The sequence below is a fragment of the Pseudomonas sp. VE 267-6A genome (assembly GCF_024126555.1).
Taxonomy (GTDB): Bacteria; Pseudomonadota; Gammaproteobacteria; order Pseudomonadales; family Pseudomonadaceae; genus Aquipseudomonas; species Aquipseudomonas palmensis.
This window is the reverse complement of record NZ_JAMYBY010000006.1, coordinates 1-26,412: the sequence shown is the minus strand read 5'-3', so window position 1 is coordinate 26,412 and position 26,412 is coordinate 1. Positions and strand designations below refer to the sequence as shown.

Annotated in this window: 27 protein-coding genes; 15 read left to right on the top strand and 12 right to left on the bottom strand. The window is 66.3% G+C overall.

What is annotated here, in order from left to right; translation table 11 throughout:
• The first annotated feature begins 34 nt into the window (after positions 1-34).
• Both NJH59_RS08215 and NJH59_RS08210 read left to right on the top strand, forming a co-directional pair.
• On the top strand, positions 35-595 hold the full coding sequence (locus tag NJH59_RS08215; protein ID WP_043860043.1) for an ATP-dependent Clp protease proteolytic subunit: 561 nt from the start codon (positions 35-37) through the stop codon (positions 593-595).
• 104 nt (positions 596-699) lie between these two features.
• Positions 700-927, top strand: a complete 228-nt coding sequence (locus tag NJH59_RS08210) for a DUF6555 family protein (protein WP_043860044.1) — start codon at positions 700-702, stop codon at positions 925-927.
• 54 nt (positions 928-981) lie between these two features.
• Here NJH59_RS08210 and NJH59_RS08205 read toward each other — a convergent pair whose 3' ends face one another.
• The 5 genes from NJH59_RS08205 to NJH59_RS08185 form a co-directional block, all read right to left on the bottom strand.
• Positions 982-1,677: a glutathione S-transferase N-terminal domain-containing protein gene (locus NJH59_RS08205; protein WP_043860045.1), complete on the bottom strand. Its 696-nt coding sequence runs from the start codon at positions 1,675-1,677 to the stop codon at positions 982-984.
• On the bottom strand, positions 1,670-2,206 hold the full coding sequence (locus NJH59_RS08200) for a GNAT family N-acetyltransferase (RefSeq protein ID WP_043860046.1): 537 nt from the start codon (positions 2,204-2,206) through the stop codon (positions 1,670-1,672). The genes NJH59_RS08205 and NJH59_RS08200 overlap by 8 nt, the downstream gene beginning before the upstream one ends.
• 75 nt (positions 2,207-2,281) lie before the next feature.
• Positions 2,282-2,764: a DUF934 domain-containing protein gene (locus NJH59_RS08195; RefSeq protein WP_043860047.1), complete on the bottom strand. Its 483-nt coding sequence runs from the start codon at positions 2,762-2,764 to the stop codon at positions 2,282-2,284.
• Positions 2,752-4,434 (bottom strand): nitrite/sulfite reductase, encoded by a 1,683-nt coding sequence (locus NJH59_RS08190; protein WP_100632707.1) that lies wholly within the window; start codon positions 4,432-4,434, stop codon positions 2,752-2,754. The genes NJH59_RS08195 and NJH59_RS08190 overlap by 13 nt, the downstream gene beginning before the upstream one ends.
• A 184-nt stretch (positions 4,435-4,618) precedes the next feature.
• Positions 4,619-5,695: a sigma-54-dependent Fis family transcriptional regulator gene (locus NJH59_RS08185; protein WP_253086633.1), complete on the bottom strand. Its 1,077-nt coding sequence runs from the start codon at positions 5,693-5,695 to the stop codon at positions 4,619-4,621.
• Between the two features lie 300 nt (positions 5,696-5,995).
• Here NJH59_RS08185 and NJH59_RS08180 point away from each other — a divergent pair, with 300 nt between their 5' ends.
• The 3 genes from NJH59_RS08180 to NJH59_RS08170 are packed head-to-tail and all read left to right on the top strand — an operon-like array spanning position 5,996 to position 10,009.
• Complete coding sequence (locus NJH59_RS08180; RefSeq protein WP_236176215.1) at positions 5,996-7,219, top strand: lipase family protein; 1,224 nt, start codon at positions 5,996-5,998, stop codon at positions 7,217-7,219.
• Positions 7,220-7,234: 15 nt separating this feature from the next.
• A complete protein-coding gene (locus tag NJH59_RS08175; RefSeq protein WP_253086632.1) occupies positions 7,235-8,431 on the top strand; it encodes an LLM class flavin-dependent oxidoreductase in 1,197 nt (398 codons plus the stop codon).
• Between the two features lie 3 nt (positions 8,432-8,434).
• The gene (locus NJH59_RS08170; protein ID WP_253086631.1) at positions 8,435-10,009 is read left to right on the top strand and encodes an ABC transporter substrate-binding protein; all 1,575 of its coding nucleotides are present in this window, start codon (positions 8,435-8,437) and stop codon (positions 10,007-10,009) included.
• Positions 10,010-10,127: 118 nt separating this feature from the next.
• On the opposite strand, the gene hpaA is transcribed toward NJH59_RS08170, so the two are convergent.
• Complete coding sequence (hpaA, locus tag NJH59_RS08165) at positions 10,128-11,030, bottom strand: 4-hydroxyphenylacetate catabolism regulatory protein HpaA (protein ID WP_043860076.1); 903 nt, start codon at positions 11,028-11,030, stop codon at positions 10,128-10,130.
• 151 nt (positions 11,031-11,181) lie between these two features.
• On the opposite strand from hpaA, the gene NJH59_RS08160 reads away from it, so the two are divergent.
• From NJH59_RS08160 to hpaI, 8 genes are all read left to right on the top strand, one after another.
• Positions 11,182-11,853 carry a fumarylacetoacetate hydrolase family protein gene (locus NJH59_RS08160; RefSeq protein ID WP_043860075.1) on the top strand — a complete coding sequence of 224 codons (672 nt, stop codon included), beginning with the start codon at positions 11,182-11,184 and terminating at the stop codon, positions 11,851-11,853.
• Positions 11,853-12,626, top strand: coding sequence for a fumarylacetoacetate hydrolase family protein (locus NJH59_RS08155; RefSeq protein WP_253086630.1), 774 nt, complete (start codon positions 11,853-11,855; stop codon positions 12,624-12,626). Before NJH59_RS08160 ends, NJH59_RS08155 begins: the two co-directional genes overlap by 1 nt.
• 5 nt (positions 12,627-12,631) lie before the next feature.
• A complete protein-coding gene (hpaE, locus tag NJH59_RS08150; protein WP_043860079.1) occupies positions 12,632-14,092 on the top strand; it encodes a 5-carboxymethyl-2-hydroxymuconate semialdehyde dehydrogenase in 1,461 nt (486 codons plus the stop codon).
• A gap of 119 nt (positions 14,093-14,211) precedes the next feature.
• Positions 14,212-15,069: a 3,4-dihydroxyphenylacetate 2,3-dioxygenase gene (gene hpaD / locus NJH59_RS08145; protein WP_043860073.1), complete on the top strand. Its 858-nt coding sequence runs from the start codon at positions 14,212-14,214 to the stop codon at positions 15,067-15,069.
• A gap of 19 nt (positions 15,070-15,088) precedes the next feature.
• Positions 15,089-15,484: a 5-carboxymethyl-2-hydroxymuconate Delta-isomerase gene (locus tag NJH59_RS08140; protein WP_043860072.1), complete on the top strand. Its 396-nt coding sequence runs from the start codon at positions 15,089-15,091 to the stop codon at positions 15,482-15,484.
• A gap of 50 nt (positions 15,485-15,534) precedes the next feature.
• Complete coding sequence (locus NJH59_RS08135) at positions 15,535-16,839, top strand: MFS transporter (protein WP_253086629.1); 1,305 nt, start codon at positions 15,535-15,537, stop codon at positions 16,837-16,839.
• 12 nt (positions 16,840-16,851) lie between these two features.
• Complete coding sequence (hpaH, locus tag NJH59_RS08130; protein ID WP_043860070.1) at positions 16,852-17,655, top strand: 2-oxo-hept-4-ene-1,7-dioate hydratase; 804 nt, start codon at positions 16,852-16,854, stop codon at positions 17,653-17,655.
• A gap of 15 nt (positions 17,656-17,670) precedes the next feature.
• A complete protein-coding gene (gene hpaI, locus NJH59_RS08125) occupies positions 17,671-18,474 on the top strand; it encodes a 4-hydroxy-2-oxoheptanedioate aldolase (protein ID WP_058540257.1) in 804 nt (267 codons plus the stop codon).
• An 81-nt stretch (positions 18,475-18,555) separates the two neighbouring features.
• Here hpaI and hpaR read toward each other — a convergent pair whose 3' ends face one another.
• Positions 18,556-18,978, bottom strand: a complete 423-nt coding sequence (hpaR, locus tag NJH59_RS08120; protein ID WP_043860068.1) for a homoprotocatechuate degradation operon regulator HpaR — start codon at positions 18,976-18,978, stop codon at positions 18,556-18,558.
• Positions 18,979-19,157: 179 nt separating this feature from the next.
• Here hpaR and NJH59_RS08115 point away from each other — a divergent pair, with 179 nt between their 5' ends.
• On the top strand, positions 19,158-20,456 hold the full coding sequence (locus tag NJH59_RS08115) for an FAD-binding oxidoreductase (protein ID WP_043860067.1): 1,299 nt from the start codon (positions 19,158-19,160) through the stop codon (positions 20,454-20,456).
• A 34-nt stretch (positions 20,457-20,490) separates the two neighbouring features.
• Positions 20,491-20,856, top strand: coding sequence for a cupin domain-containing protein (locus NJH59_RS08110; protein WP_100632703.1), 366 nt, complete (start codon positions 20,491-20,493; stop codon positions 20,854-20,856).
• Between the two features lie 86 nt (positions 20,857-20,942).
• Here NJH59_RS08110 and NJH59_RS08105 read toward each other — a convergent pair whose 3' ends face one another.
• The 5 genes from NJH59_RS08105 to NJH59_RS08085 all read right to left on the bottom strand — a co-directional run bounded on the left by NJH59_RS08105 (position 20,943) and on the right by NJH59_RS08085 (position 25,998).
• Entirely contained in the window at positions 20,943-21,524 is a 582-nt protein-coding gene (locus NJH59_RS08105; RefSeq protein WP_058540259.1) for a TetR/AcrR family transcriptional regulator, read from the bottom strand.
• A gap of 16 nt (positions 21,525-21,540) precedes the next feature.
• Positions 21,541-22,755, bottom strand: coding sequence for a multidrug effflux MFS transporter (locus NJH59_RS08100; RefSeq protein ID WP_253086628.1), 1,215 nt, complete (start codon positions 22,753-22,755; stop codon positions 21,541-21,543).
• A gap of 119 nt (positions 22,756-22,874) precedes the next feature.
• Positions 22,875-23,828: a transcriptional regulator FeaR gene (gene feaR, locus NJH59_RS08095; protein ID WP_253086627.1), complete on the bottom strand. Its 954-nt coding sequence runs from the start codon at positions 23,826-23,828 to the stop codon at positions 22,875-22,877.
• Between the two features lie 117 nt (positions 23,829-23,945).
• The gene (locus tag NJH59_RS08090; RefSeq protein ID WP_253086626.1) at positions 23,946-24,536 is read right to left on the bottom strand and encodes a DUF3156 family protein; all 591 of its coding nucleotides are present in this window, start codon (positions 24,534-24,536) and stop codon (positions 23,946-23,948) included.
• Positions 24,496-25,998, bottom strand: a complete 1,503-nt coding sequence (locus NJH59_RS08085; RefSeq protein WP_043860061.1) for an APC family permease — start codon at positions 25,996-25,998, stop codon at positions 24,496-24,498. The genes NJH59_RS08090 and NJH59_RS08085 overlap by 41 nt, the downstream gene beginning before the upstream one ends.
• Between the last annotated feature and the right edge of the window lie 414 nt (positions 25,999-26,412).

Sequence of the window (26,412 nt, the reverse complement as noted above, 5' to 3'; positions counted from 1 at the left end):
CGCACCGAGGGTGCGTCGGTCTTGAGGACTCTTGATGAAGCAGTACGTCATCCACTTTCATTGCCCGATCGATCAGGGCACCACCGAGCGCTTTCGCGACCGTTGCCTGCAGGCGATCGACGAAGGGGCCAGCGCCCTGCTGCTCAACCTGTCGACCATCGGCGGCAGCACCCACCTGGGGTTCTCGATCTACAGCTTCCTCAAGTCGCTGCCGGTGCCGGTCAGCGCGGTGAATGCGGGCAACATCGAATCCATGGGCATCGTGATGTACCTGGCCGCCAGCGAACGCCTGGCCGTGCCCCACTCGCGGTTTCTGATCCACCCCATGACCTGGCACTTCAGCCAGAGCGCGGTGGACCACTCGCGCCTGCGTGAATACCTGTCGAGCCTGAACAACGACCTGGAGCGCTATGCGCGGATCTTCGAACTGGAGACCGCCCATGCCGAGCGCAAACTGGACATCATCCACTGCCTGTCGGCCGAGGAACGGGTGATCCCTGCCTACGATTCGCTGGCCTGCGGCATGGCCCACCGGCTGGAACAGGTAGTGTTCGACACCGATGCCCGCCACCTCACCGTCAGCGCCGAACACTGATGTCGAACAATCAGACTGAATTATTTGGTGGCTGGAAGGTACTTAGTTAGGCGGTATGAGTGAACACGCATCGGTCACCACGTTGAAAGGATTTTCAGGGAACCATGAACAACGCAAAACTCTTCGTCATCGACTATCAATTGCACGGCAAACAGAAGTCCTTCGTGATTCGTGCCGAGGCGATGGACAACGCCGAAGCCTGGCACTGGGCCAGCTGTGACGCCGGGGTGGGGCATATTCCGCGCTATGGGCGCGAGAAGGTAAAGAAGGTCAGCAAGCCACTGGCCGAGCGGTACGGAATCACCGAGGTGACGTGGCGCCAGAGCCACTGAGACGGCGCTGCGTTCAGCGCGGGCCAGGCCCGCGCTGAACGCAGCACAACCCGGTCAACCCGGAATCAGCAAGCCACGCTGCACCGCCGGCCGCGCCAGAAACGCCTCCAGCACGCGGCGAACCTCTACGAACTCTTCGATCCGCACCAGATCCCCCGCTTCGTAGAAACCGATCAGGTTGCGCACCCACGGCAGCGTGGCGATGTCCGCGATGCCGTACTCGCCCATGATCCAGTCGCGCCCGTGCAGGCGCCGGTCCAGCACGCCCAGTAGGCGCCGCGCCTCGTCCACGTAGCGCTGCAGCGGGCGCTTGTCTTCATAGGCCTTGCCGGCGAACTTGTTGAAGAAGCCCACCTGGCCGAACATCGGGCCGATGCCGCCCATCTGGAACATCAGCCACTGGATCGTCTCGTAGCGCGCAGCCGGGTCTTCAGGCAGCAGCTGGCCGGTCTTCTCGGCCAGGTACAGCAGGATCGCCCCCGACTCGAACAGCCCCAGCGGCTTGCCCCCCGGCCCGTGCGGGTCGAGGATCGCGGGGATCTTGTTGTTGGCACTGAGCGAGATGAACTCGGCGCTCAGTTGATCCTCGGTGGCAAAGTCCACCTTGTGCGCCTCGTAGGCCAGGCCCGTCTCTTCGAGCATGATCGACACCTTCACCCCGTTGGGCGTGGGCAGCGAATACAGTTGCAGGCGCTCGGGGTGGCGGGCAGGCCATTTGCGGGTGATTGGGTAGGCAGAAAGATCAGTCATCGGCAGCCTCTGGTTCGGCAGTGGCGCAGGCGCGCACCATCACCCAGTCACGGTGACGTTCCGGCCCGCAGACAAAAATGGCCTCGCCCACCTGGCGGAAGCCATTGCGTTGGTAAAAGCGGATCGCCCGGCTGTTGTGTTCGTTGACCGTCAGGCGGATCGCCCCACCCACCTGGGCCAGGGTGTCCTCGAGCAGGCGCTGCGCCGCGCCCTGGCCATGGTGCTCGGGCAGCACGTAGCAGCGGCTCAGTTCCGGCAGGCCGTCGGCCGCCTCGATACCCAGCGCCTGCGCCGCCTTGTCGATCAGGGTGTAGCCCACCACCACGCCGTCATGCTCCAGCACGCGCAATTGCTTGGCGCGGCTGATCAGGTGCAGGCAGAAGTGTTCGGGCTGAAGATGGCCTCGGATATAGGCGGCAAGCGCCTTGGCCGACGAATCGGCGGGGCTTGCCAGGGCGAAGGTCTGGCTGGCGATGTCGCTGAGGGCTTCAGCATCGGCCGGCCGGGCAGTACGGGTACTGAAAAGCATGCTGCAACATCCTGTCCAACGGGCGAACCTGCATGGTAGCCCGTTCCATCACCGGCGCGACAGCACCCTACGCACTCAACGTCGCCGAAACAGCGGCCTGGGCTCGATCACCGAACGCCCGTAGAGCACGCTCATGCCCTGCAGGCCCTTGAGCGCGTCGGCTGCCGACTTGTCCTCGCGCACGGCAAAACTGTCGAAACCGCACTGGCGCATGTGGCTCAGCTGGTCGCGCAGCACATCGCCGACAGCACGCAATTCGCCCTGCCAGCCCAGCCGCGTGCGCAGCAGGTAGGCCTGGCTGTAGCCACGGCCATCGCGAAACGAGGGGAAGTCGATGGCGATCAGCGGCAGCACGCCCAGCCACAGCTGCAGCGACTCGACATCGTCATCCGGCCCCAGCCACAGCCCGTGATAACCACTGGGCTGCGCCAGCCAGCGGTGCAGCGGCAAAATCAGCGCGCCCGTCGGCAGCGGCGCCTCCTGCTCGCGCAGCAACTGCCAGCTGTCGCCCTCCACAAGCTGCGCCTGCCCTTGGCGTATCGCGATCACATTGCGCATGTGGACACCTCCGGCTGCCTGGCATAGACGCGCTCCTTGAACGGCTCCAGCCCCACCCGCGCCACGGTGTCGACGAAGGGCTCGTCGAGTTCGCGGTAGGCGCAGTAGGTGGCCACGATCTGCTCGATCACGCGGGGGATCTCGGCGGCGCTGAACGACGGGCCGATCACCTTGCCCAGTGCGCTGGCCTTGCCCTGCGCCCCGCCCAGGGTCACCTGGTACCACTCGCTGCCGTTCTTGTCGACGCCCAGGATGCCGATGTTGCCGATGTGGTGGTGGCCACAGGCGTTGATGCAGCCCGAGATGTTCAGGCTCAGCTCGCCCAGGTCGTGCAGGTAGTCGAGGTCGTCGAAGCGGCTCTGGATGGCCTGGGCGATGGGGATCGACTTGGCGTTGGCCAGCGCGCAGAAGTCGCCACCCGGGCAGGCGATGATATCGGTCAGCAGGCCGATGTTGGCGGTGCCCAGGCCCTGCTCGCAGGCCAGACGCCACAGCGGGTACAGGTCGGCCTTGCGGACATCGGGCAGGATCAGGTTCTGCTCGTGGGCGATGCGGATTTCACCGAAACCGAAGTGCTCCGACCAGTCGGCCACGTTGTCCATCTGCTCGGCGGTGAGGTCGCCGGGGGGCGCCGCCGGGCCGGGCTTGGTCGACAGCACCACGCTGGCATAGCCGGCCACCTTGTGCGGCTGCACGTTGCGCGAGACCCAGCGGGCGAAGGAGCGGTCCATGGCCAGGTGGGTGCCGTAGTCCAGGTCGCCGTCGGGCTGCGCGGCGTAGCGTGGCGGCGCGAAGCCTTCGGCTACCCGCTGGAACTCGGCTTCGGTGAGCTGCGCCGGGCCGTCCTTGATGTGTTGCCATTCCTGTTCGACTTCACGGGCAAAGGCCTCGATGCCCAGTGCCTTGACCAGGATCTTGATGCGCGCCTTGTACTTGTTGTCGCGCCGGCCATGGCGGTTGTACACCCGCAGGATGGCCTCGACGTACGACAGCAGGTGCTCCCACGGCAGGCCCTCGCGGATCTGCAGGCCCAGGATCGGCGTGCGCCCCAGGCCGCCGCCGACCATCACCCGCAGGCGCATCTGCTGGCGCCCGTCGCGGTAAAGGTACAGGCCGATGTCGTGCATCATGATCGCTGCGCGGTCCTGGCGGGCCGAGCAGATGGCGATCTTGAACTTGCGCGGCAGGAACAGGAACTCGGGGTTGATGGTCGACCACTGGCGCAGGATCTCGGCCAGCGGGCGCGGGTCGATGATCTCGTCGGCGGCGACGCCGGCGAAGGCCTCGGTGGTGATGTTGCGCACGCAGTTGCCGGAGGTCTGGATCGCATGCATGTCGACCTCGGCCAGGCGCTGCAGGATATCCGGCACCTGGGCCAGCTCGACCCAGTTGAACTGGATGTTCTGGCGCGTGGTGAAGTGGCCGTAGCCGCGGTCGTAGTCGCGCGCGATGCTGGCCAGGGTGCGCATCTGGCGGGCGCCGAGGGTGCCGTAGGGGATGGCCACGCGCAGCATGTAGGCATGCTTTTGCAGGTACAGGCCATTTTGCAGGCGCAGTGGCAGGAATTCTTCTTCGCTCAGTTCACCGGCAGTGAAGCGCTGCACCTGGTCGCGGAACTGGGCTACGCGCTCGAACACCAGTGCACGATCGTATTCGTCGTAGTGATACATGGTCGGACCTCATCAGGGAGGCCGCTACTATGGCTTCGAGGTGTACTGGGTTACAGATTCAGGTTGGGGGGATTAATGCGGATCAGTTGACCCGGTGGCGCCTGTATCGCGGGTCAAGCCCGCTCCCACAGAACGTTCACAGCCCCTCAAGTCGGTGCACAACCTGTGGACCCGCGAAGGGCCCTTACAGGCCGACAGTATCGCTACGCTTGAGCTCGCCGATCTTCTCCAGCCGCGCCCGCACGATGTTGCGGCTGATGTTGAGCAGGCGCCCGGTCTGCAGCTGGTTGCCGTGGCAATAGCGGTACGCGGTGCGAAACACCGTCTCTTCGATATGCTCGTACAAATCCTCGACGTTCTGCTCGAACAGCGCCGTCAGCGCCGCCTCCAGGCTCGGCGCCTCGGGCGTCTGCAGGCGCAGCGGCTGGGCGCTCTCCTCCTGGCGGAGACCCACCGAACGCATGTCCACCAGGTGCAGGTCGGCCGGCTGCACCACCTGCTGGCGGCACACCAGCAAGGCATGGTGAATGGCATTCTCCAGCTCGCGGATGTTGCCTGGCCAGCTGTGCCCCAGCAGTTTGCGCTCGCTCTCCAGGCTCAGGCTGGCGCGGCTGTAGCCCAGGCGCTGGCAATGCTCCTCGAGAAAGAACTCGGCCAGCGGCAGGATGTCGCCGGGGCGCTCGCGCAGCGGCGGCAGGCGGATGGTCGCCACGTGCAGGCGGTAGAACAGGTCTTCGCGAAAGTGCCCCGCCACCACCGCATCGGCCAGGTTGACGTTGGTGGCCGCCACCAGGCGCACGTTGATCGGGATCGGCGTGCGCGACCCCAGCCGCACCACTTCGCGTTCCTGCAGCACACGCAGCAGCTTGACCTGCATGTTCAACGGCAGGTCGCCGATCTCGTCGAGAAACAGCGTGCCGCCATTGGCCGCCTCGAACCAGCCCGCCTTGCTGTTGGTGGCCCCGGTGAATGCGCCCTTTTCATGGCCGAACAACTCGCTCTCCACCAGGGTTTCGGCAAAGGCGCCGCAGTTGACTGCCACGAACGGTTCGCGACCGCGCCGGCTCAACTGGTGAATATGCCGCGCCACCAGTTCCTTGCCGGTGCCGGTCTCGCCGATGATCAGGGTGTTGGCCTCGCTCGGCGCCAGGCGCTCGATACGGGCCAGCAGTTCCTGGGAGCGAGGGTCCTTGAACACCAGCACGGTGGCACGAACGGATTTAGTCAGTTCCCGGGCATGGGGATGGGTAATCAGCGACATGGTGCATTCCTGGCATTGATAGCGCCGGCCCATAGTGCACGAAACAAATTAGAACAAATAATTATTAATTCATCTTTGTATATTCCAATTTCACCTATCAGAAACCACCTGCTGAGGCGCTGCTGCCACAGCAGCAATCCGGCCCAGGGGGTTGCTTGCAAATCAGCAGCGCGGTGCTGGGCAGCGTCTGTATGAAACCAGGAAAACCCTTCTGATTCAGCAGGTTGCGTGAATATTTCAGCATCTGGCACGGCTTTCGCTCTGCACCCGGCATCGTTGTTTCGCCCAAGGAAGCCCCTGATGAAATTCCCGCACTCCGTGGCCTTCGGCCTGAGCCTGCTCGCCCTCTCCTGCGCCGCCATGGCCGCCGACACCTACGCCCCCACGCCCGACCCGCTGCAGGGCGACGGGCGCGTTTCGGCGTTCTACCACTGGGAACAGGCGATCCCGGCCACCCCCGGCACGTTGCTGCGCAGCGAGCCGCTGGAGCAGACCCTCAGCCTGCCCGGTGCGGCCAGCCAGTTGCGCATTCTCTACAGCTCCACCGACGGCATCGACGGCAAGACCCCGATCGCGGTCTCCGGCGCGCTGTTCATTCCCCAGGGCAAGGCCCCGGCCGGCGGCTGGCCGGTGGTCACCTGGGGGCATGGCACCGTCGGCGTGGCCGACATCTGCGCGCCGTCCTGGTCGGGCCGCTCGTACCGCGACGTGCAGTACCTGGCGCGCTGGCTGAACGAGGGCTATGCCATCGTCGCCACCGACTACCAGGGCCTGGGCGTGCCCGGCGGCCACCCGCTGCTGAACAACCGCATGGCCGCCTACGGCATCCTCGATGCGGCCCGCGCCGTGGTCAGCGGGGTGCCGGGCCTGGCCAACAAGGTGCTGGTGGTCGGCCAGTCCCAGGGCGGCGCCGGGGCCTTCGCCTCTGCCGCCTATGCCCCCACCTACGCCCCGGACCTGGGCCTGAAGGGCAGCGTCGGCACCGGGGTGATCTACACCGTGGGCGCCAGCAACGTGGGTGAGCAGGACCCGAACAAGGTCGACGCGTCACTGGCCTACGGTTTCTACACCCTGCTGGCTGCGCAGCAATACGACCCGAGCATCGACCCGCGCGACTTCTACACCGACAAGGCCCTGCCACTGTTCGAACAGGCTCGCACCACCTGCCTGGCGTCGCTCACCGCCGATGTGATCGGCACCGGGCTGACCCCGGCCAACACGCGCAAGGCCAACGACGGCGCACAACTCAAGCCGTGGCTGGCGCAGGTCTCCTACCCGACGCTCAAGCTTGCGCAGCCGATCTTCATCGGCACCGGCGCCGAGGACAAGACCCCCGCTGCCGTCACCCAGGTCAGCCTGATGAAGGACGCGTGCGCTGCCGGCTCGGTGGTCGAGGGCCACCTGTACAAGGGCCTGGGCCACAGCGAGACGGTCAATGCCTCGCTCAAGGACTCGCTGCCCTTCGCGCGCAAGGTGTTCAGCGACCAGCCCGTCACCCCTATCTGCAACCCCAGCGTGCAATAAGCCAGGAGCCTGCCCATGAGCATCGAATTCTTTACCCGCCTGCCGCTGCACGGTGAAACCCAGTTCCTGCCCGGCGACCCGCGCAACCGCGGCGACTGGCATGCCGGCGGCGCCAGCACCGGCGCGGTGTCGGGGTTTGCGGTCGGTGACCACTTCACCTACATCGACTACCTGGGGCAGATTGCCCGGGCCGCCGAAATCAACGGCTTCGGCGGTGCGCTGATGGTCAATGCGCCGTCCGGCGAAGAGCCCTGGACGGTGTGCTCGCTGCTGGCCCGCGAAACCCGCACGCTGAAGTTCCTCACCGCGTTCCAGCCCTACCACTACACCCCGTGGGTGGCGGTGCAGCAGGCCGCCACCTACCAGCGCGCCAGCGGCAACCGGCTGGTGTGGAACATCATCAACGGCGGCTCGGACGCCCTCCAGCGCCAGGTCGGCGACCTGGCCGAGCACGACGAGCGCTACGCCCGCGCCACCGAGTTCATGGATGTGGTCAAGGGCTACTGGCACTCGGAGCACTTCCACTACGACGGGCGCTTCTACAAGGCCGAAGGCGGCGGCCTGCGCGGGCCGCAGAAAAAGGCCGAGCTGCCGCTGATCTGCACGGCCGGCTCGTCGATTGCCGCCCGCGAGTTCGCTGCAAAGCATGCCGACTTCTACCTGATGCGCGCCGAGCACCCCGACGAGATCGCCGCGCTGATCGCCGACATCCGCCAGCGTGCGCTAACGTTCGGCCGCAGCGACATCCGCTTCGGCCTGTCGATCGACGTGATCGCCCGCGAGACCGAGGCACTGGCGCTGGCCGAAGCCAAGCGCTTTTTCGACGAGGGCGTGGCCAGGGGAGCCGCCAAGGCCAAGGCGGCCCACGAAGGGCTGCGTACCGCGCGCAAGCTCAGCTACGAGGAGGACTACCGGCCCGAGCACGACGAGCATGCCTTCGACGATTTCTTCATCTACCCCAACGTGTGGTCGGGCTTCAGCCACATCGGCATCCCGCCGGGCCTGGCGCTGGTGGGCAGCTACGCCAACGTGGTGGCGCGCATTCGCGAGTACAACGCGCTGGGCATCGACCTGTTCTTCCTGGCCGGCTACCCGCACCTGGAAGAAGCCTACCGCCTGGGCGAGCACGTCCTGCCGCACTTTCGCGGTGAACGGCAGGCGCTGAGCCGGCCCGTGCAGGCCACCGCGCAGTTGCGCGCGGCAGGAGCCTGAGCCATGAACCCCAACCACTACAGCCGGCGCCAGTTCATCGGCCAGGGCCTGGCCATGGGCGGCGGCCTGCTGCTGGGCACCAGCCTGCTCAGCGGCTGCGGCCCGGATGAGGCCCCCGCCCCCGCCGCCGGGGTTGCCCAGCCGCGGCACGGCGGGCGCCTGCGCCTGGGCATCCTGGACGGCGGCCAGACCGGCAACCTCGACGTCCACAAGCCCATCGGCAGCGGCATCGTGCGCGGCTTTGCGCTGTACAGCAAACTGTGGGAATGGGACGAGCAGATGCAGCCGCGCCTGGCCCTGGCCGAGTTCGCCGAGGCCAGCAGCGACGCGCGCAGCTGGACCCTGCGCCTGCGCCAGGGCCTGGAATTCCACAACGCCAAGACCATCGATGCCGACGACCTGATCTTCTCGATCCGCCGCCTCACCGACCCGCAGCTGGCTTCGCCCTACGCCGCCTTGCTGCACTGGGTGGACCGCGACAACCTGGTCAAGCTCGACAACCGCACGGTGCGCCTGAGTTTCAAGGACGGCCGCAGCTTCCTGCCACTGCCGGAAACCTGGGTGAATTTCGGTGGCATCGTGCCGGTGGACTATCACCCGGTCATCAACCCGGTCGGCGCAGGGCCCTACCGGTTCAAGAGTTTCACCCCCGGCCAGCGCTCGGTGTTCAGCCGCTTCGAGAACTACTACAAGGCCGGCAGGCCGTATGCCGATGAACTGGAGATCATCGACTTCAAGGACCAGGTCTCGCGCCTGGCCGCGCTGCGTGCCGGGCAGATCGACATGGCCAACGGCATGCCCAGCGAGCAGTTGCAGGTGCTCGAGCGCGACCCGCGGCTGAACCTGGTGACGTCGATCAGCGGCAACTGGCTGTCGTTCGAAATGAACACCAGCAAGCCGCCATTCAACGACCCGCGGGTGCGCGAGGCACTGCGCCTGCTGGCCGACCGCGACGAGCTGGTGCGCCGCGCCCTCAACGGCCAGGGCCGCGTGGCCAACGACCTGTACGCCCCGTTCGACCCCACCTTCAACCACGCCCTGCCCCCGCGTTCCCATGACCCGCAGCGCGCCGCGCAACTGCTGCGCGAGGCTGGCCAGGAACACCTGCGGGTGGAACTGGTGACCACCGCCGGGCCGGCGCTGGCCTCGGCGCTGGTGCTGGCCGAGCAGGCCAGGCGCATCGGCGTGACCCTCGATGTGCGCCAGGTCGACAGCGCCACCTTCAACGGCCCGCAGCAGGACCAGTGGCTGCTGAGCACCGGCGGCACCATCGGCGCGCCGTTCCTGGCCAGCGCCATGCACACCGACGCGCCGTTCGCGGTGGCCAACAAGACCCACTTCGACGACCCGCAGTTCACCCAGCTGTTTCTGCAGGCCATGGCCCAGCCGGACCTGGCCAGGCGCACCGCACTGGTCCACCAGGCGCAGCAGATCCAGTACGACAAGGGCGGCCTGCTGATCTGGGGCTATGCCAACCTGCTCGATGCGTTTTCACGCAAGGTCGGCGGCGCGGCGCCGGAGCAGACGTTGTTCAGCACCTGGCGTTTTGAAAACCTGTGGTTGAACAACGCCGCCTGAGCGCTCTGAAAAGTACAAGCGCACCCCTGTAAAAGGCATTTTTCCGTTACACCGCTACCGCCATCATGGCGGCAGCGGCGCTTGCCGCGCCTAACAACAAAAACGGAAAAATGCCATGTCAGCGCACGCCCGCCTGCCGTTGGCGGTACTCGCCCGGCGTCACCTGCGCATAGCGCAGGAAAAACCGGCTGAAGTACGCCGGGTCCTTGAAGCCCAGGCTGTAACAGATCTCGTTGGCCGAACTGCCGGTGAACAGCAGCAGGCGCTTGGCTTCCTGCATCAGGCGCTCCAGGATCAGGCGCTTGGACGGCAGGTCGGCGATACGCCGGCACACGTCATTGAGCCGCGCCTCGGTCACCCCCACCCCCAGCGCATAGCGCGACAGCGGCCAGTGCTCCAGGTAATGCGCCTCGATCAGCTCGTTGAAGCGGTGGAACACCTGCAGGTCCTCATGCCGGGTCTGGCGCGCCGGCAGCGAGCGCGCGCACAGGCGCAGCAGGCTGAGCATGATCAGCCGGGTCAGGCTGTCCAGCGCCGGGCCACGGCCCACCTGCGCGGCATTGATCTCGCGGTGCAGCTCGTCGAACAGCAGCACCAGGCGCCGCGCCTCGTCGGCAAACCGTCCCTCCAGCCCGCTCAGCGCCACGCACGCCGGCGCCACCTGCGGCCCAGGCGCCAGCGCAGGGTCGGCTTCGAGCAGTTGCCATACCAGTTGCTGGCGCACGGTCAGCACGTGGCCATCGGCGTCGGGCTCGGTGACGAACGAGTGCGGGATGGTCGGCGGGGTAAGGAAGAACATCGGCCCCGACTCCACGTACTGCTGGTCGTCCAGGTACACCCGCACCGTGCCGCTCTTGACGTAATGCACCTGAAAGTAGCGGTCGTGGCGGTGCACCGGCATGTTGCGGCCGAAAAAGCCGGCCAGGTTGCCGAGCTTGTCGTAATGCACCTCGGCATCGCTGTACCGCTGGTCGTAGACCTGCCCGATGTTGATGTTGGGAATCGGCGTGCGTTCGTTCATGACGGGGTTTCCTGCTGTGTTCTTGTTCTGCCGGCAGCTTAACGCCTGACACGCGCCGCTTGCCTTTCGTTAACATCTTAATTATAACGTTAACACATTAACGATTTGTCCCGCAGGGCGCTTGCCGCCCTGCCCTTGCCAGGAGAAGAGCATGAGCCGTGCCCTGCACGACGTTGCCACCGGCACCCTGTTCGGCGTTGCGCTGAACTACCAGGGGTTGCTGAACCAGCGTCTCGCCGAATTCGAACAGGCGCCGTACCAGAAGCCCCCGGTCAAGCCGGTGCTGTTCATCAAGACCCCCAACACGCGCAACCGCCATGGCGCCCCGGTGGTGTACCCGCAAGGTGTCGAACGCCTGCAGCCGGGCCCGGCGCTGGGCGTGGTGATCGGCAAGCGCGCCAGCCGCGTGAGCGTCGAACAGGCCCTGGAGCACGTGGCCGGCTACACCATCGTCAACGAGTTCAGCCTGCCCGAAGACAGCTACTACCGCCCGGCGGTCAAGGCCAAGTGCCGCGATGGTTTCTGCGTACTCGGCCCTGAGCTGGTGCCGACCGCGCAGGTGGCCGACCCGCATCAGCTGGCCATCGAGCTGTTCGTCAATGGCGAACTGCGCCAGCACAACAGCACCGCCAACCTGGTGCGCAACATCCCGCAGCTGATCGCCGAGATCAGCGAGTTCATGACCCTGCACGCAGGCGACGTGCTGATTACCGGCACCCCCGAAGGTCGCGTGGACGTGCTGCCAGGCGATCAGGTCGAGGTCCGGATCAGCGGCCTGGGCCGCCTGGCCAACCCGATCGTGGCCGAACAGGAGCAACGCTGATGAAACACGCCCGTATCCGTTACCAGGGCCAGGACCACGCCGTGACCGTGGAAGATGGCAACAACGTGCGCCTGGCCGATGGCCGCCTGCTCGCCGAGCACGAGGTGCAGTGGTTGCCGCCGGCCACCGGCAGCATGTTCGCGCTGGGCCTGAACTACGCCGACCACGCCGCCGAACTGGCCTTTGCCGCACCCACCGAGCCGCTGGCCTTCGTCAAGTCGCCCGGTACCTACACCGGCCACAACCAGGTCACCTGGCGCCCGGACGACGTCAAGTACATGCACTACGAGTGCGAGCTGGTGGCGGTGATCGGCAAGCCGGCGCGCAACGTCAGGCGCGAGGACGCGCTGCAGTACCTGGCCGGCTACACGGTATGCAACGACTACGCGATCCGCGACTACCTGGAGAACTACTACCGCCCCAACCTGCGGGTGAAGAACCGCGACGCCACCACCCCGGTGGGCCCGTGGATGGTCGATGTGGCCGATGTGCCGGATGCGTCCAACCTCACCCTGCGCACCTGGATCAACGGTGAGCTCAAGCAGCAGGGCAGCACCCGCGACATGATCTTCGACATCCCCTACCTGATCGAATACCTGTCCAGCTTCATGACCCTGCAACCGGGCGACATGATCGCCACCGGCACCCCCGAAGGCCTGGCCGACGTGGTGCCGGGTGATGAAGTGGTGGTGGAAGTGGAAGGTGTCGGCCGCCTGGTCAACCGCATTGTCAGCGAAGCCGAGTTCTTCGCGCTGAACCCGCAAGAGGCATGAACCCGATGATCAAGCACTGGATCAATGGCCGTGAGGTCGAAAGCAAGGACGTCTTCGTCAACTACAACCCGGCCACCGGCGAGGCCATCGGCGAAGTCGCCAGCGGCGGCGCCGAAGAAGTCGCCCAGGCAGTTGCAGCAGCCCGGGAGGCGTTCCCCAAATGGGCCGGCACCCCGGCCAGGGAGCGTGCGCGGCTGATGCGCAGGCTGGGCGAGCTGATCGAGCAGAACGTGCCCCGGCTGGCCGAGCTGGAAACCCTGGATACCGGCCTGCCGATTCACCAGACCAAGAACGTGCTGATCCCGCGGGCCTCGCACAACTTCGACTTCTTCGCCGAAGTGTGCACGCGCATGGATGGCCACACCTACCCGGTCGACGACCAGATGCTCAACTACACCCTGTACCAGCCGGTCGGCGTGTGTGCGCTGGTGTCGCCGTGGAACGTGCCGTTCATGACCGCCACCTGGAAGACCGCGCCCTGCCTGGCCCTGGGCAACACGGCGGTGCTGAAGATGAGCGAACTGTCGCCGCTGACCGCCAACGAACTGGGCCGCCTGGCGGTCGAGGCCGGCATCCCCAACGGAGTGCTCAACGTGATCCAGGGCTACGGCGCCACCGCAGGCGATGCCCTGGTGCGACACCCGGACGTACGCGCCATTTCGTTCACCGGCGGCACCGCCACCGGCAAGAAGATCATGCAGACTGCGGGCCTGAAGAAGTACTCGATGGAACTGGGCGGCAAGTCGCCGGTGCTGATCTTCGAGGACGCCGACCTCGAGCGCGCGCTGGACGCGGCGCTGTTCACCATCTTCTCGCTCAACGGCGAGCGCTGCACCGCCGGCAGCCGCATCTTCATTCAAGAGAGCGTGTACCCGCAGTTCGTGGCCGAGTTCGCGGCGCGGGCCAGGCGCCTGATCGTGGGCGACCCGCAAGACCCCAGGACCCAGGTCGGCTCGATGATCACCCAGGCCCACTACGACAAGGTGACCGGCTATATCCGCATCGGCATCGAGGAAGGCGCCACCCTGCTGGCCGGTGGCCTGGAGCGCCCGGCCAACCTGCCGGCGCACCTGGCGCGCGGGCAGTTCATCCAGCCCACGGTGTTTGCCGATGTGAGCAACAGCATGCGCATCGCCCAGGAGGAGATCTTCGGCCCGGTGGTGTGCCTGATCCCGTTCAAGGACGAGGCCGAGGCACTGAAGCTGGCCAACGACACCGAGTACGGGCTGGCCTCGTACATCTGGACCCAGGACATCGGCAAGGCGCATCGCCTGGCCCATGGCATCGAGGCCGGCATGGTGTTCATCAACAGCCAGAACGTGCGTGACCTGCGCCAGCCGTTCGGCGGGGTGAAGGGCTCCGGTACCGGTCGCGAAGGTGGCCAGTACAGCTTCGAGGTGTTTGCCGAGATCAAGAACGTGTGCGTGTCGATGGGCAGCCACGCCATTCCGCGCTGGGGCCTCTGAGGGCTTCGCCGGCAAGGCCGGCTCCTACAGACGGCACAACCCCTGTAGGAGCCGGCCTTGCCGGCGAAAGCACCCGCCCTGACCCACCACAAGAACAACAGATCCAGGAGTACACCACCATGGGCGAAGTCGTCCTCGCAGCCAAAGTCTGCCACGTCCCCTCGATGTACCTGTCCGAACTGCCCGGCAAGCACCACGGTTGCCGCGAGGCCGCCATCGCCGGCCACAAGGAGATCGGCCGCCGCGCCCGCGAACTGGGCGCCGACACCGCCGTGGTGTTCGATGTGCACTGGCTGGTCAACAGCGGCTACCACATCAACTGCGGCGAGCACTTCAAGGGCACCTACACCAGCAACGAACTGCCGCACTTCATCAAGAACATGGACTTCGAGTACCCCGGCCTGCCGGCACTGGGCGAGTTGATCGCACAGGAGGCCAATGCCGCCGACGTGCGCACCCTGGCCCACAACATCCCGAGCCTGGAGCTGGAATACGGCACCCTGGTACCGATGCGCTACATGCACATGGACGTGCCCGCCGCCGACAGACTCAAGGTGGTGTCCATCGCCGCCTGGTGCGCCTGGCACCGCCTGGAAGACAGCTTCACGTTCGGCGCCGCCGTGCGCCGGGCCATCGAGAAGAGCGACCGCAAGGTGCTGGTGCTGGCCTCCGGCTCGCTCTCGCACCGCTTCTCGGACGACCGCAACGCCGAGGCCAACATCCACAACTGGACCCGCGAATTCGACAAGCAGATGGACCTGCGCGTGGTGGAACTGTGGAAGCAGGGCCGCTTCAGGGAGTTCTGCGCGATGCTGCCCGACTACGCCAGCCACTGCTACGGCGAAGGTGGCATGCACGACACCGCGATGCTGCTGGGCCTGCTTGGCGGCGCCGACTACGACAGGCCGGTGGAGGTGCTGACCGAGCCGTTCGGCAGCTCCGGCACCGGTCAGATCAACGCCATCTTCCCCGTCTGACCCCGCCAAGGAGCCCAGGATGCCCCACTTCATCGCCGAGTACACCGACAACCTCCAAGCCCAGGCCGACCTGCCCGGCCTGTTCGAAAAGGTTCACCACTGCCTGGGCGCCACGGGCGTGTTCCCGCTGGGCGGCATCCGCAGCCGTGCGGTGCGCCTGGACACCTGGCGCATGGCCGACGGGCAGCACGACTACGCCTTCGTGCACATGACCCTCAAGGTCGGCCACGGGCGCGACCTGGCCACCCGCGAACAGGTGGCCAAGGCCCTGTTCGCGGTGATCACCGAGCACTTTGCCGACCTGCAGAGCCAGCGCCTGCTGGCCCTGTCGTTCGAAATGATCGAGCTGCACCCGCAACTGAACTTCAAGCAGAACAACGTGCACGCGTTTCTGAACCAGCAGCAGCCGGGCTGAACCCAGCCCTGCGCTCCCCCATCGGCCCTCTGACCAAAAAGAACAAGATCATGAGCACAGCCAATACCGCCGCATCGGCCAGCCTTGCCCAGCACGACTCCACCCACGGCACCGTCACCTGGCGGCTGATGCCGCTTCTGCTGGTCTGCTACCTGTTTGCCCACCTGGACCGCATCAACATCGGCTTCGCCAAGATGCAGATGAGCAGCGACCTGCACTTCAGCGACACGGTGTACGGCTTCGGTGCCGGCCTGTTCTTCATCGCCTACGCGCTGTTCGGCGTACCCAGCAACATGGCCCTGGACCGGGTCGGCCCGCGGCGCTGGATCGCTACCCTGATGATCGTGTGGGGCGCGCTGTCCACCGGCATGCTGTGGGTCGAGTCGGCCTCGGGTTTCTACGTGCTGCGCTTTCTGCTGGGCGTGGCCGAGGCCGGGTTCTTCCCCGGCATCCTGGTGTACCTCAACCGCTGGTACCCGGCCCGGCGCCGTGGCCAGATCACCGCGCTTTTCGCGATTGCCATGCCGATGGCCGGGGTGATCGGCGGGCCGCTGTCGGGCGGCATCCTGGAACTGTTTCACGACGCCGCCGGCCTGCGCGGCTGGCAGTGGATGTTCCTGATCGAAGGGGCCCCGGTGATGCTGCTGGGCCTGGTGGTGCTCAAGCGCCTGCCCGACAGCTTCGAGCACGTCAGCTGGCTGGACGCCGGCCAGAAGCAGCACCTGCGCGAGCAGTTGGCCAGCGAAGAGCAACGCAAGTCGATCACCTCGTTCGGCGGCATCCTGCGCAACCGTCAGGTATGGCTGCTGGTGGCGGTGTACTTCGCGGTGATGCTGGCGGTCAACACCCTGGCCTTCTGGATGCCGACCCTGATCCACGGCGCCGGTATCGGCAGCGACGGCCGCGTGGGCCTGCTCAGCGCCATCCCTTACCTGGCCGGCTGCCTGTTCATGATCGCCTGCGGGCGCTCGTCCGACCGCCAGCGCGAGCGGCGCTGGCACCTGTGCGTGCCGCTGCTGATGTCGGCACTCGGCATCGCCGTGGCCGGGCTGGCCCCGGGCAACCCGCTGATGGTACTGGGCGGCCTGATCGTCGCCGGCATGGGCGCCAGCGCCGCCCTGCCGATGTTCTGGCAGCTGCCGCCGGCGTTTCTGTCCAACACCACGCAGGCGGCCGGTATCGCGCTGATCAGCTCGTTCGGCAGCATCGCCTCGTTCCTTGCGCCCTACCTGATCGGCTGGATGCGCGACACCACCCACAGCGCCAGCCTTGCGCTGTACGTGCTGGCCCTGTTCATCGCCCTGGGTGGCCTGCTGGTGCTGCGCACCCGGGCTGCCATCGTCAACCCCCAGTAAGAGATGCCGAACATGCTCGACCCTAGCCAGATCCTTCAAGCCGCCGCCCAGCTCGACCGCGCCGAGCGCAGCCGCGAGCAGGTGCGCCAGTTTTCCCTCGACCACCCGGCCATCGGCATCGAGGACGCCTACGCCATCCAGCGCGCCTGGGTGGCGCAGAAGATCAAGGACGGGCGCAAGCTGGTCGGGCACAAGATCGGCCTGACCTCGCGCGCCATGCAGGTGTCGTCCAACATCACCGAGCCGGACTTCGGCGCGCTGCTCGACGACATGTTTTTCGACGAAGGCAGCGACATCCCCTTCGAACGCTTCATCGTGCCGCGGGTGGAGGTGGAGCTGGCGTTCATCCTCGGCAAACCCCTCAAGGGGCCCAATGTGACCCTGTTCGATGTACTGGATGCCACCGAATGGGTGATCCCGGCGCTGGAGATCATCGATGCGCGCATCCAGCAGGTGGACCCGCACAGTGGCGCCACGCGCAAGGTGTTCGACACCATCTCCGACAACGCCGCCAATGCCGGGGTGGTGATGGGTGGGCGCGCGGTGCGCCCGGGCGACATCGACCTGCGCAAGGTGCCGGCGGTGCTGTACCGCAACGGCGTGATCGAGGAATCCGGGGTGTCGGCGGCGGTGCTCAACCACCCGGCCAAGGGCGTGGCGTGGCTGGCCAACAAGCTGGCGCCGTATGACGTGGCGCTGGAGGCCGGCCAGGTGATCCTGGGCGGTTCGTTCACCCGGCCGGTGGCCGCCAACCCCGGCGACACCTTCCATGTCGACTACGACATGCTCGGTTCCATCGCCTGCCGTTTTGTCTGACCTTCGGAGACTGCCATGCACCTGCCTGTGAACCGTTTCAAACAACGCCTGGCCAGTGGCGAGCCGCAGATCGGCCTGTGGCTGGGGCTGGCCAGCGCATATTGCGCGGAGCTGGCGGCCAATGCCGGCTTCGACTGGCTGCTGATCGATGGCGAGCATGCGCCCAACGACCTGCGCGGCATGCTCGCGCAGCTGCAGGCGGTGGCGCCCTACCCTGGCGAGGCGATCATCCGCCCGGTGATCGGCGACACCGCGCTGATCAAGCAGGTGCTGGACATCGGTGTGCAGACGCTGCTGGTGCCGATGGTGGAAAGCGCGGCCCAGGCCGGCGAGCTGGTGCGCGCCATGCGCTACCCGCCGCTGGGCGTGCGCGGGGTGGGCAGTGCACTGGCGCGGGCGTCGCGCTGGAACAGCATCCCCGGCTACCTGGACCAGGCCGATGCGCAGATGTGCCTGCTGGTGCAGATCGAGAGCGCCGAGGGGCTGGCGCAGCTGGACCGGATTGCGGCCGTGGAGGGGGTGGACGGGGTGTTCATCGGCCCGGCCGACCTGAGTGCGTCGATGGGGCACCGGGGCAATCCGGGGCACCCTGACGTGCAGGCGGCAATCGAAGACGCGATCGTGCGGATTCAGCGTGCGGGCAAGGCGGCCGGGATTCTCAGCGCCGATGAAGCGCTGGCGCGCCGCTACATCGAACTGGGCGCGGCGTTCGTGGCGGTGGGGGTGGATACCACGGTGCTGATGCGCGGGTTGCAGGGGTTGGTGGGCAAGTTCAAGGGTGAGGCGGCACCTGTCGACAAGGCTGGCGGGGTGTATTGATCTGACGGGCCGCTTCGCCGGCAAGGCCGGCTCCTACACAGGCTGCGGTGTCTGCAGGAGCCGGCCTTGCCGGCGAATGAGTTAGCGCCGTACTTGCTTCAGTTCTTCCAGCAACCCCAGCAACTGCTGCAGCTTCTGTTCACCGAACTGGTCCTGCAGCTGCTGGTAGTTGGCCTCCATGCTCTGGCTCATGGAGTCGAAACACGCCACGCCCTTGTCCGCCAGCTTGACCAGCACCCGCCGCTGGTCCTGCTCGGCCTTGCGCCGGCACACCAGCCCCGCCGCCTCCATGCGCACCAGCACACCGGTCATGCTCGGCTTGAGGATGCACGCCTGTTCGGCCAGCCGGTAGATCTCCAGCTCGCCCTGCTGGCTGAGGATACGAATGACCCGCCACTGCTGCTCGGTCAGGCCATGCTGGTTGAGCGAGGGGCGGAAGAAGCTCATTGCCGCCTCGCGGGCTTGCAACAAGGTAAGAGTCAGCGAAACACGAGGTTTGGACATGGAAGGCTACGGTCATCAGGTTATTTGTTAACACTTTAACAAAGAAGCCGGCGGCCACCTACCCGCCTGCGCAGCGCTGGCACCCGCGGTCAAGGCATGCGGCACGCAGGGTCAAGACACGCCACCCCGCCAAGCCCCCTAATAGGCCTCGAAAGCTCCTCCACTTTTCAGGCTGCGCCATGATCACGATCGAAACGCCGACCTACTACACGGCAACCAAGAAATACAACCTGAGCTTCCCGACCCTGGAACACGATGAAGACGCGGACGTGGTCATCATCGGCGGCGGTTTTTCCGGCATCAACACGGCGCTGGAGCTGGCCGAAAAGGGCATCACCAACATCGTCGTGCTCGAGGCCCGCTACCTGGGCTTTGGCGGCACCGGGCGCAACGGCGGGCAGATCATGGCCGGCATCGGCCACGACCTTGAAAAGATCAAATCAGCCGTGGGCGAAGATGGCCTGCGCCAGATCTTCGAGATCAGCGACCTGGGCGCCGACATCATCAAGCAGCGCATCGCCCGGTACGCCATCGATGCCGACTTCTGCCACGGCTATGGCTACATGGGCTTCAATGCCCGCCAGGAGAAAACCCTGCGCGCCTGGGAGAAAGACTTCAAGTCGGTGAATTCCCAGCACGAGATCCGCTTTCTGGGCGGCAGCGAGGTCAGCCAGATCATCGGTTCCAACGCCTACGGCAGCGCCCTGCTGCACATGGGCGGCGGGCATGTGCACTCGCTCAACCTGCTGCTGGGCGAGGCCAAGGCCGTGGCCGGGCATGGCGTGCGCATCTTCGAGAACAGCCCGGCGCTGCAGGTGCAGTACGGCGAGCGCATCACCGTGCGCACCGGCCGCGGCTCGGTACGCGCCAGCAAGCTGCTGTGGGCCTGCGACAGCTTTCTCAACAGGCTTGAACCCGAACTGCACCGCTCCACCATCAACACCTACGCCTTCCAGATGATGACCGAGCCGCTGCCAGAGGAGCTGATCCGGCGCATCAGCCCGATTCGCGGCGCCTACAGCGACATCCGCCCGGTGATCGACTACTACCGCGTGACCAACGAGAACCGTCTGCTGTTCGGCGCCGCGACGCCGCTGGTGGAGCATATCCCCCGCGACCTCAAGGCCTGGAACCGGGCATTGATGCTGAAGATCTTCCCGTACCTGAAGGACGTGAAGATCGACCTGGCCTGGGGTGGCCCGATGGCCTGCAGCCCCAACCTGTTCCCGCAGGTCGGCACCCTGCCCGGGCGCAGCAATGCGTTCTACGTGCAGGGCTACTCCGGGTTCGGCGTGACGCCCAGCCACATCATCTGCAAGGTGCTGGCCGAAGGCATGAGCGAAGGCTCGGCCCGCTATGACCTGGTCAGTTCGATCCCGCGCCCGACGATTGTCGGCAAGGACCATATCCGCCCGCTGCTGCTCACGGCCGGCAAATCCTGGCACCAGCTGTCGGGGTACTGGAATGGCCGGCGCTGACCCCCCTTTTTTCCACTGTTCAAGGAACACTGCCATGACCCTGACTGCACTCAAGCACAACATCCAGCTCGGCGAACTCGACGCCTGGGGCACCGTTGCCGACCTGGGCTCGGAGATTCTCGAAGGCGAGGTGCGTGCCTTCGGCAAGATGACCTTCGGCGCGCCGACCGACGCGCTCAGCAGCGCCTACTTCGGTACCACCCAGGGCAGGTTCCGCATGGTCTACCCGTTCAACGAGCAGGCCACGGTGATGACCGGCCAAGTGCGCCTGACCGATGAAAGCACCGGGCAGAGCACGCTGTACAAGGTGGGCGACAGCTGGTTCGTGACCAAGGGCACGCCGGTGCTGTGGGAGGTGCTGAGCGAGAGCTTCGTGAAGCATTACCTGGCGGTGGCCTGACGGGCCTCTTCGCGGGTCAAGCCCGCTCCCACAGGTTGTTGTGATCCTGTGGGAGCGGGCTTGACCCGCGATGAGGGCACCACGATTTATCCGGCTGCGTTCAAAGCATCCCCGAACACCACCCACATCGCCCGCAACCGCCGCGCGTACGCCTGCTGCCCGGCATAGATCAGCTCTACATTCAGGCTGTCCACCACCCCCAGGTACGCGTCCACATACACCCCCCGCCGCGCCACCGGCACCTGCGGCAGGCACGTGCCCAGCGCCTGCTCGAACACCTCGCCCAGCCGCGCCAGGTACCCCTCGAAGCCTGCCGAGATGATCGGCCGCAGCGCCGCCGGCGGAAAGAACGCGGTACGCAGCAGAAACCGCAGGTGCGCCGACTGCTGATAGCGCTCACCCAGGCAGTGGGCATAGCCGGCCCCCGGCAACGCGTCGTCGCACTGCGCAAAGCACTGCTCCACATACAGCCGCTCGGCCTCCACCGCACGCTCGAACACCGCCTCGAACAGGTCGTCCTTGCTGCTGAAGTGCGCATACAGCGACGGCTTGCGCATGCCGGCCGCCGCCGCGATGTCGTTGAGCGAGGCGGCATCGTAGCCATGCTCGGCAAACTGCTCGACCGCGATCGCGCAGACCTTCTGCGCCGAAGGCGTGAGGGTTCTCATGCAGGGTTCTCCCGTATCAATGCCCGGCCAGGCTGCTCGCCTCGACCGGCGCGTGCCGGGTGCAGGCGCGCACCAGCAGCGCCACGACAACACCCGAAATCACCAGCAGCGACGCCCAGTGCGCCGCGCCCAAAGGCGCCATGATGCCCGACAACGGCGTGGCGAACGACGAAATGATCAACTGGAAGGCGCCCAGCAACGCCGCCGTGGAGCCCAGCGCACGGCTTTGCGAAGACATCACCAGCGACATCAGCGTGGCCTCGAGAATGCCCAGGCCGAACATCGCCAGCGCCATGCCGGCAACGATGCCGGCCAGCCCCGCCGCGCTCAGGGCCCCTGCCAGTACCACCAGGGAACCGATCAGCAGGCACCCCGCACCAGCCTTGGCCAGGCGCAGCAGGCCCTTGCGCGCCACCAGCCGACCCGCCGCGATGGCGCCGAGCAGAATTGCCACCCCGGTGGCGCCGAACAGCGTGCCGAAGGCTTGCACCGACAGGCCGAAGTGGGTCTGGTAGACGAACGCCGCACCGCCGATGTAGGCAAACAGAAAGAAGAACACCGCCGCCAGCGCCAGCGCCGGGCGCAGGAACTGGCCATCGCTGCCGATGCGCAGGTAGGTACGCAGGATGTCCCGCGGCTGCCAGGGCTGGCGCTTGTCGGCGGCCAGGGTTTCCTTGAGCACCCAGGCCGAGTTCAACAGCACCAGCACGCCGAGCCCGGCCAGGGTGAACATGATCGCGCGCCAGCCAAGGTGCGCCCCCACAAAACCGCCCACCGCCGGTGCGAGCACCGGCGCCAGGCCCTCCACGGTCATTAGCAGGGCGAAGATCTGCGCGGCGCGCGCCCCTTCGGCCTCATCGCGGACCATGCTCATGATCACCACCAGGGTCAGCGCACTGCCCAGGCCCTGGACAAAGCGCGCCGCCAGCAGGGTTTCGAGGCTGGGCGCCTGGGCCGCGGCCAGCGAACTGAGCACGAACACCAGCAGCCCGGCCAGCAGCGGCCGGCGCCGGCCCAGGGTGTCGACCAGCGGGCCGAACAGCAATTGACCGGCGCCCATGGCCAGCAGAAACACCGTCAGCGTCAGTTGCACCCCGGCATAGGTCGCGCCGTACTCGGCGGCGATGCTCGGCATGCTGGCCAGGTACATGTCGATGGCCGACGGCCCCAGGGCGCCGATCAGCGCCAGGGACACGGCAAATTTCACGTGGGGGGACTGCGGGGTGTGCATAGCTCGAATCCACAAAAAGGTCACAGGTCTGGCTGCCGAATGCCTAACCTACCGACCGGTAGGTAGCCAGAGCGTGCGAGCCTATACACTGTGCCCCGCAGGGTCAAGCCAGTGGTTTATCAGGCCGGGCCGGCCAGGCTATGGGAGCGGTAGTCCTTGGGCGAGCGTTCGAACTGTTTCTTGAACGAGCGGCTGAAGTGCGCCGAATCGGTGAAGCCCCATTTGTAGGCGATGGTGGTGATCGACTCGGTCTTGAGGATCGGGTTGGCCAGGTCGTCGGCGCTGCGTTGCAGGCGCGTGCGCTGGATGTAGCGGCACACGCTGTCGCCCTGCTCTTCGAACAGGCGGTAGAGGTGGCGCACCGAAATGTTCAGGCGGTTGGCCAGGTTCACCGGCGACAGGCCGGGCTGGCCCAGGGACTCGTCGATCACCTTCTGCACATAGCTGCGCAGGTTGGCGCCATGCAGCGCCGCGCCCGGCTGCACCTGGTCATCGCCGCCCTCCAGGGCCGACCCCAGCAGCGACAGAAATGCACTGTGCAGGGCCTGGCCCTCGGCCAGCTCGCCCTCCCCCGGAGCGCTTTCCTTGCACAGCTGATCCATCAGCACATGCAGCATGCGCCCGCAGGCCTTGGTCTGGGAGATCTTGCCGAAGGTACGCGCATCGCCCCCCAGCTGCCGGCACACCGCCTCGCGCGAGAGCGACAGCGAGGCGTGTTCGATCAGGCCGAACGGCATGATTTCACAGGCCCCGACCGCGTCCATCAGCAGCATCTCGCCCGGTGCCAGCTGCACACTGACCCCGTTCTGGGTGACCTGGGAGAAACCGGTGCGCTGGCTGACCAGAAAGCAGTGCTGGTCGTTGTCGCGGTCGGGCTTGATGCCGTCGCGGCGGATCAGCCCGGCGTTGGTGCGCAGGTTGGCCAGGGCCAGGCCGCCGCGTGACCAGGTGGAAATCTCGCCGATGAACAGCGAGCGATTGAACGCAAGTTCGGTCTCGAAATGCCCGCAAATGTGCTGCATGTCGGCATTCCAGCGGTCCAGCGCAGTGCCGGCGAGCTGATGAGTTCTCATGGGTACCTCCACGATGGCATCTTGTTTTTGTTGGGCAATAGTTAACATGTTAGCTATATGCACGCAACACGTTCGTCGTCGCCAGGGTGGAAGCAGTTTTGGTGCCAGTCTGCGGGTTCAGAGGTCTTCGACAAGCCGCGCCAGACCTTTCAACGCGGCCAGCAGCAGGTCACGCTGTGCGGGGTTCAGGCTGATGTAGCGACGAAACGCCGGCATGCGGTTGACCACCTCGCTGCCGCCCATGTGCTCCAGGGTCAGGGTCCAGCAGCCGCCTGCCAGGTCCAGGTGCAGGCGCTTGAAATCCAGCGGCATCAGCGCCTGTTGCAGGGCCGGGTCGTGGGCCAGGGCCTGTTCCAGCCGCGCCTGCCAGGACTGCTCGCCACGCAGCCGGCGCCAGCGCAGGCCGCTGCGCCGCAGTGCACCGGTATGCTGCAACGCCAGCCGCGCCGTGCCCTGTTGCGGGCAGGGCACCTGCAGGCGGAACTCGCACAGCACCAGGTGCATCAGCAACTGCGACTCGGTGCGCTCGCGCACCTCGAACGCCAGGCTGCCATCGGCCAGGGCGTAGCGTGCACTGCCCGGCCCCAGCACCTCGCAACCGGCCAGGCCGAGGTTGCGCTGCAGGTGCGCCAGCGTCACCCCGGGGCGGTAGCCCGAGGGCGCGCGGTCAAACAGCCTTTGCCACAGTGTGGGCAGGGTATGCGCCATGCTCGACTCCCGGTTGGTGGGCAAATTCGCGCGCCAGCACCTCTTCGACCGAGGCCGGCTTGAACGGGTTGACCTTCTGCACCACCAGGGTCCAGAACAGCGCGTACACCGCCGTGGCGCCGAGCATCCAGGCGAATGGCACGTACACCTGGGCCGGGTTCATGCCCGGCGGGGTGATGAACCACATGCCCAGGCCGATGCCGACGCTCGACAGCAATTGCGGCAGCGGGAACAGCGGCGAGCGGTAGGCCCGTGGCAGGTCGGGCCGGCGAATGCGCAGGATCACCACCGACAGCGTCACCAGCAGGTAGGCGGTGCTCCAGGCACACACCGCCGCCAGTACCAGGTGCAGGATGGTGTCGGTGTTGCCGCCCAGCCACCAGGCGTGCAGGCACGGGATCAGCATCGCCACCAGAATGCACACGATGGGGGTCTTGAAGCGTGGGTGCAGGTAGGTGAACACCCGGGGCAATGCGCCATCCACCGCCATGCCATAGAGGATGCGCGGCACCCCGGCCATCAGGGTGTTGATGGTGGCGGCGCCGGCGAACAGAAAGCCGATGCCCAGCCACAACGGGCCGATGTCGCCCATCACCTGTTGGGCAAAATGCGGAATGGCCATGGGCGTGTCCAGCAGGTGCGTGCCGCTGGCGGCGTCGAGCAGCACGTTGTCGACCTGGCGCTTCATCGCCGCGCCATAGATGAACATGCACGAGGCCACGCCGAACAGCCCCAGCGCCATGGCCCTGGGCAGGGTGCGCGCCGACTGGCGCAGGTCGGGTGCCAGCGGGGTGACGAACTCGCAGCCGACGAACATGAACATCGCCATGCCCACCAGCGACAGCACGGTGATCAGGTCGGTGCCCACCAGCGACGCGCCGAACCAGCCGTCCAGTTGCACCGCCGGGGCGGCGATCAGGCCGAGCACGCCGAACACCATCAGCGTGGTCCACATGCCGAAGGTGAGGATGATCTCGGCCTTGCTGAACACACTGATGCCGAACGCATTGAGGATGCCGAACACCACCACGAAGCCCACCCCCAGCAGCCACGAGCCACCGGCGGATTCGGCCAGGGTGTTGAGGTGTTCGAAGTTCACCAGCGCCATCACCCCGGCCAGGATGGTTTCGGCGGTGCCGGCGAACACGTGCACGATCAGGTAGGCCGACAGCGTGCCGGTGATGGCGAAGAAGCGCCCCATGCCGCAGTTGATGTAGTCGTACACCGAGCCGGTGGTGGGCAGGATGGCGGCGGCTTCGGCGAAGGTGGTCGACTGGGCGAGCATCATCAGCATGGCGATCAGCATGGCCACGGCGAACGCACCGCCGCCGATGCCGAAACCGGTGGTGGCGGTGAGGATCACCGGGCTGGCCATGATCAGGCCGATGGTGCTGGCCAGCGCGGTGGGGAACCCGACCGTGCCACGGTTCAGGTGCACGCTGAGGGTGTGGTTGAGCGACATGATGAGCGACCTCGAATGCCGTTGTTGTGGTTATGCGCCACTGTGCGCTGGCGGTTGACTGGCGTCTTGCCCGTGGCTGCCTGGGGTTTTGTTGCAGCCTGCCAGGGCACTTCTGGCCGTAGCCGGTTTGCCTGACACACCCTGCACTCAGGTTTTACGACCGCTTCGCGCTCGATCGTCGGCCAAGCCAACTCCCACGCCCTGCGGGCAGAAGCCAACCTCACAGCCCCAAACAACCTGCTTCTGGCCGCAAGGCCGTGGGAGCGGGCTTGCCCCGCGATCTGGCGCAAAGCGGCAGCAAAACCTGCGCGCACGGTTTGCCTGACACACCCTGCGGGCAGAAGCCAACCTCACAGCCCCAAACAACCTGCTTCTGGCCGCAAGGCCGTGGGAGCGGGCTTGCCCCGCGATCTG

What these genes read in the sequence shown, in the direction of transcription:
- NJH59_RS08215 (WP_043860043.1), top strand. Translation starts at nt 35, where the DNA reads ATGAAGCAGTACGTCATCCACTTTCATTGCCCGATCGATCAGGGCACC.
- NJH59_RS08210 (WP_043860044.1), top strand. Translation starts at nt 700, where the DNA reads ATGAACAACGCAAAACTCTTCGTCATCGACTATCAATTGCACGGCAAA.
- NJH59_RS08205 (WP_043860045.1), bottom strand. Translation starts at nt 1,677, where the DNA reads ATGACTGATCTTTCTGCCTACCCAATCACCCGCAAATGGCCTGCCCGC.
- NJH59_RS08200 (WP_043860046.1), bottom strand. Translation starts at nt 2,206, where the DNA reads ATGCTTTTCAGTACCCGTACTGCCCGGCCGGCCGATGCTGAAGCCCTC.
- NJH59_RS08195 (WP_043860047.1), bottom strand. Translation starts at nt 2,764, where the DNA reads ATGCGCAATGTGATCGCGATACGCCAAGGGCAGGCGCAGCTTGTGGAG.
- NJH59_RS08190 (WP_100632707.1), bottom strand. Translation starts at nt 4,434, where the DNA reads ATGTATCACTACGACGAATACGATCGTGCACTGGTGTTCGAGCGCGTA.
- NJH59_RS08185 (WP_253086633.1), bottom strand. Translation starts at nt 5,695, where the DNA reads ATGTCGCTGATTACCCATCCCCATGCCCGGGAACTGACTAAATCCGTT.
- NJH59_RS08180 (WP_236176215.1), top strand. Translation starts at nt 5,996, where the DNA reads ATGAAATTCCCGCACTCCGTGGCCTTCGGCCTGAGCCTGCTCGCCCTC.
- NJH59_RS08175 (WP_253086632.1), top strand. Translation starts at nt 7,235, where the DNA reads ATGAGCATCGAATTCTTTACCCGCCTGCCGCTGCACGGTGAAACCCAG.
- NJH59_RS08170 (WP_253086631.1), top strand. Translation starts at nt 8,435, where the DNA reads ATGAACCCCAACCACTACAGCCGGCGCCAGTTCATCGGCCAGGGCCTG.
- hpaA (WP_043860076.1), bottom strand. Translation starts at nt 11,030, where the DNA reads ATGAACGAACGCACGCCGATTCCCAACATCAACATCGGGCAGGTCTAC.
- NJH59_RS08160 (WP_043860075.1), top strand. Translation starts at nt 11,182, where the DNA reads ATGAGCCGTGCCCTGCACGACGTTGCCACCGGCACCCTGTTCGGCGTT.
- NJH59_RS08155 (WP_253086630.1), top strand. Translation starts at nt 11,853, where the DNA reads ATGAAACACGCCCGTATCCGTTACCAGGGCCAGGACCACGCCGTGACC.
- hpaE (WP_043860079.1), top strand. Translation starts at nt 12,632, where the DNA reads ATGATCAAGCACTGGATCAATGGCCGTGAGGTCGAAAGCAAGGACGTC.
- hpaD (WP_043860073.1), top strand. Translation starts at nt 14,212, where the DNA reads ATGGGCGAAGTCGTCCTCGCAGCCAAAGTCTGCCACGTCCCCTCGATG.
- NJH59_RS08140 (WP_043860072.1), top strand. Translation starts at nt 15,089, where the DNA reads ATGCCCCACTTCATCGCCGAGTACACCGACAACCTCCAAGCCCAGGCC.
- NJH59_RS08135 (WP_253086629.1), top strand. Translation starts at nt 15,535, where the DNA reads ATGAGCACAGCCAATACCGCCGCATCGGCCAGCCTTGCCCAGCACGAC.
- hpaH (WP_043860070.1), top strand. Translation starts at nt 16,852, where the DNA reads ATGCTCGACCCTAGCCAGATCCTTCAAGCCGCCGCCCAGCTCGACCGC.
- hpaI (WP_058540257.1), top strand. Translation starts at nt 17,671, where the DNA reads ATGCACCTGCCTGTGAACCGTTTCAAACAACGCCTGGCCAGTGGCGAG.
- hpaR (WP_043860068.1), bottom strand. Translation starts at nt 18,978, where the DNA reads ATGTCCAAACCTCGTGTTTCGCTGACTCTTACCTTGTTGCAAGCCCGC.
- NJH59_RS08115 (WP_043860067.1), top strand. Translation starts at nt 19,158, where the DNA reads ATGATCACGATCGAAACGCCGACCTACTACACGGCAACCAAGAAATAC.
- NJH59_RS08110 (WP_100632703.1), top strand. Translation starts at nt 20,491, where the DNA reads ATGACCCTGACTGCACTCAAGCACAACATCCAGCTCGGCGAACTCGAC.
- NJH59_RS08105 (WP_058540259.1), bottom strand. Translation starts at nt 21,524, where the DNA reads ATGAGAACCCTCACGCCTTCGGCGCAGAAGGTCTGCGCGATCGCGGTC.
- NJH59_RS08100 (WP_253086628.1), bottom strand. Translation starts at nt 22,755, where the DNA reads ATGCACACCCCGCAGTCCCCCCACGTGAAATTTGCCGTGTCCCTGGCG.
- feaR (WP_253086627.1), bottom strand. Translation starts at nt 23,828, where the DNA reads ATGAGAACTCATCAGCTCGCCGGCACTGCGCTGGACCGCTGGAATGCC.
- NJH59_RS08090 (WP_253086626.1), bottom strand. Translation starts at nt 24,536, where the DNA reads ATGGCGCATACCCTGCCCACACTGTGGCAAAGGCTGTTTGACCGCGCG.
- NJH59_RS08085 (WP_043860061.1), bottom strand. Translation starts at nt 25,998, where the DNA reads ATGTCGCTCAACCACACCCTCAGCGTGCACCTGAACCGTGGCACGGTC.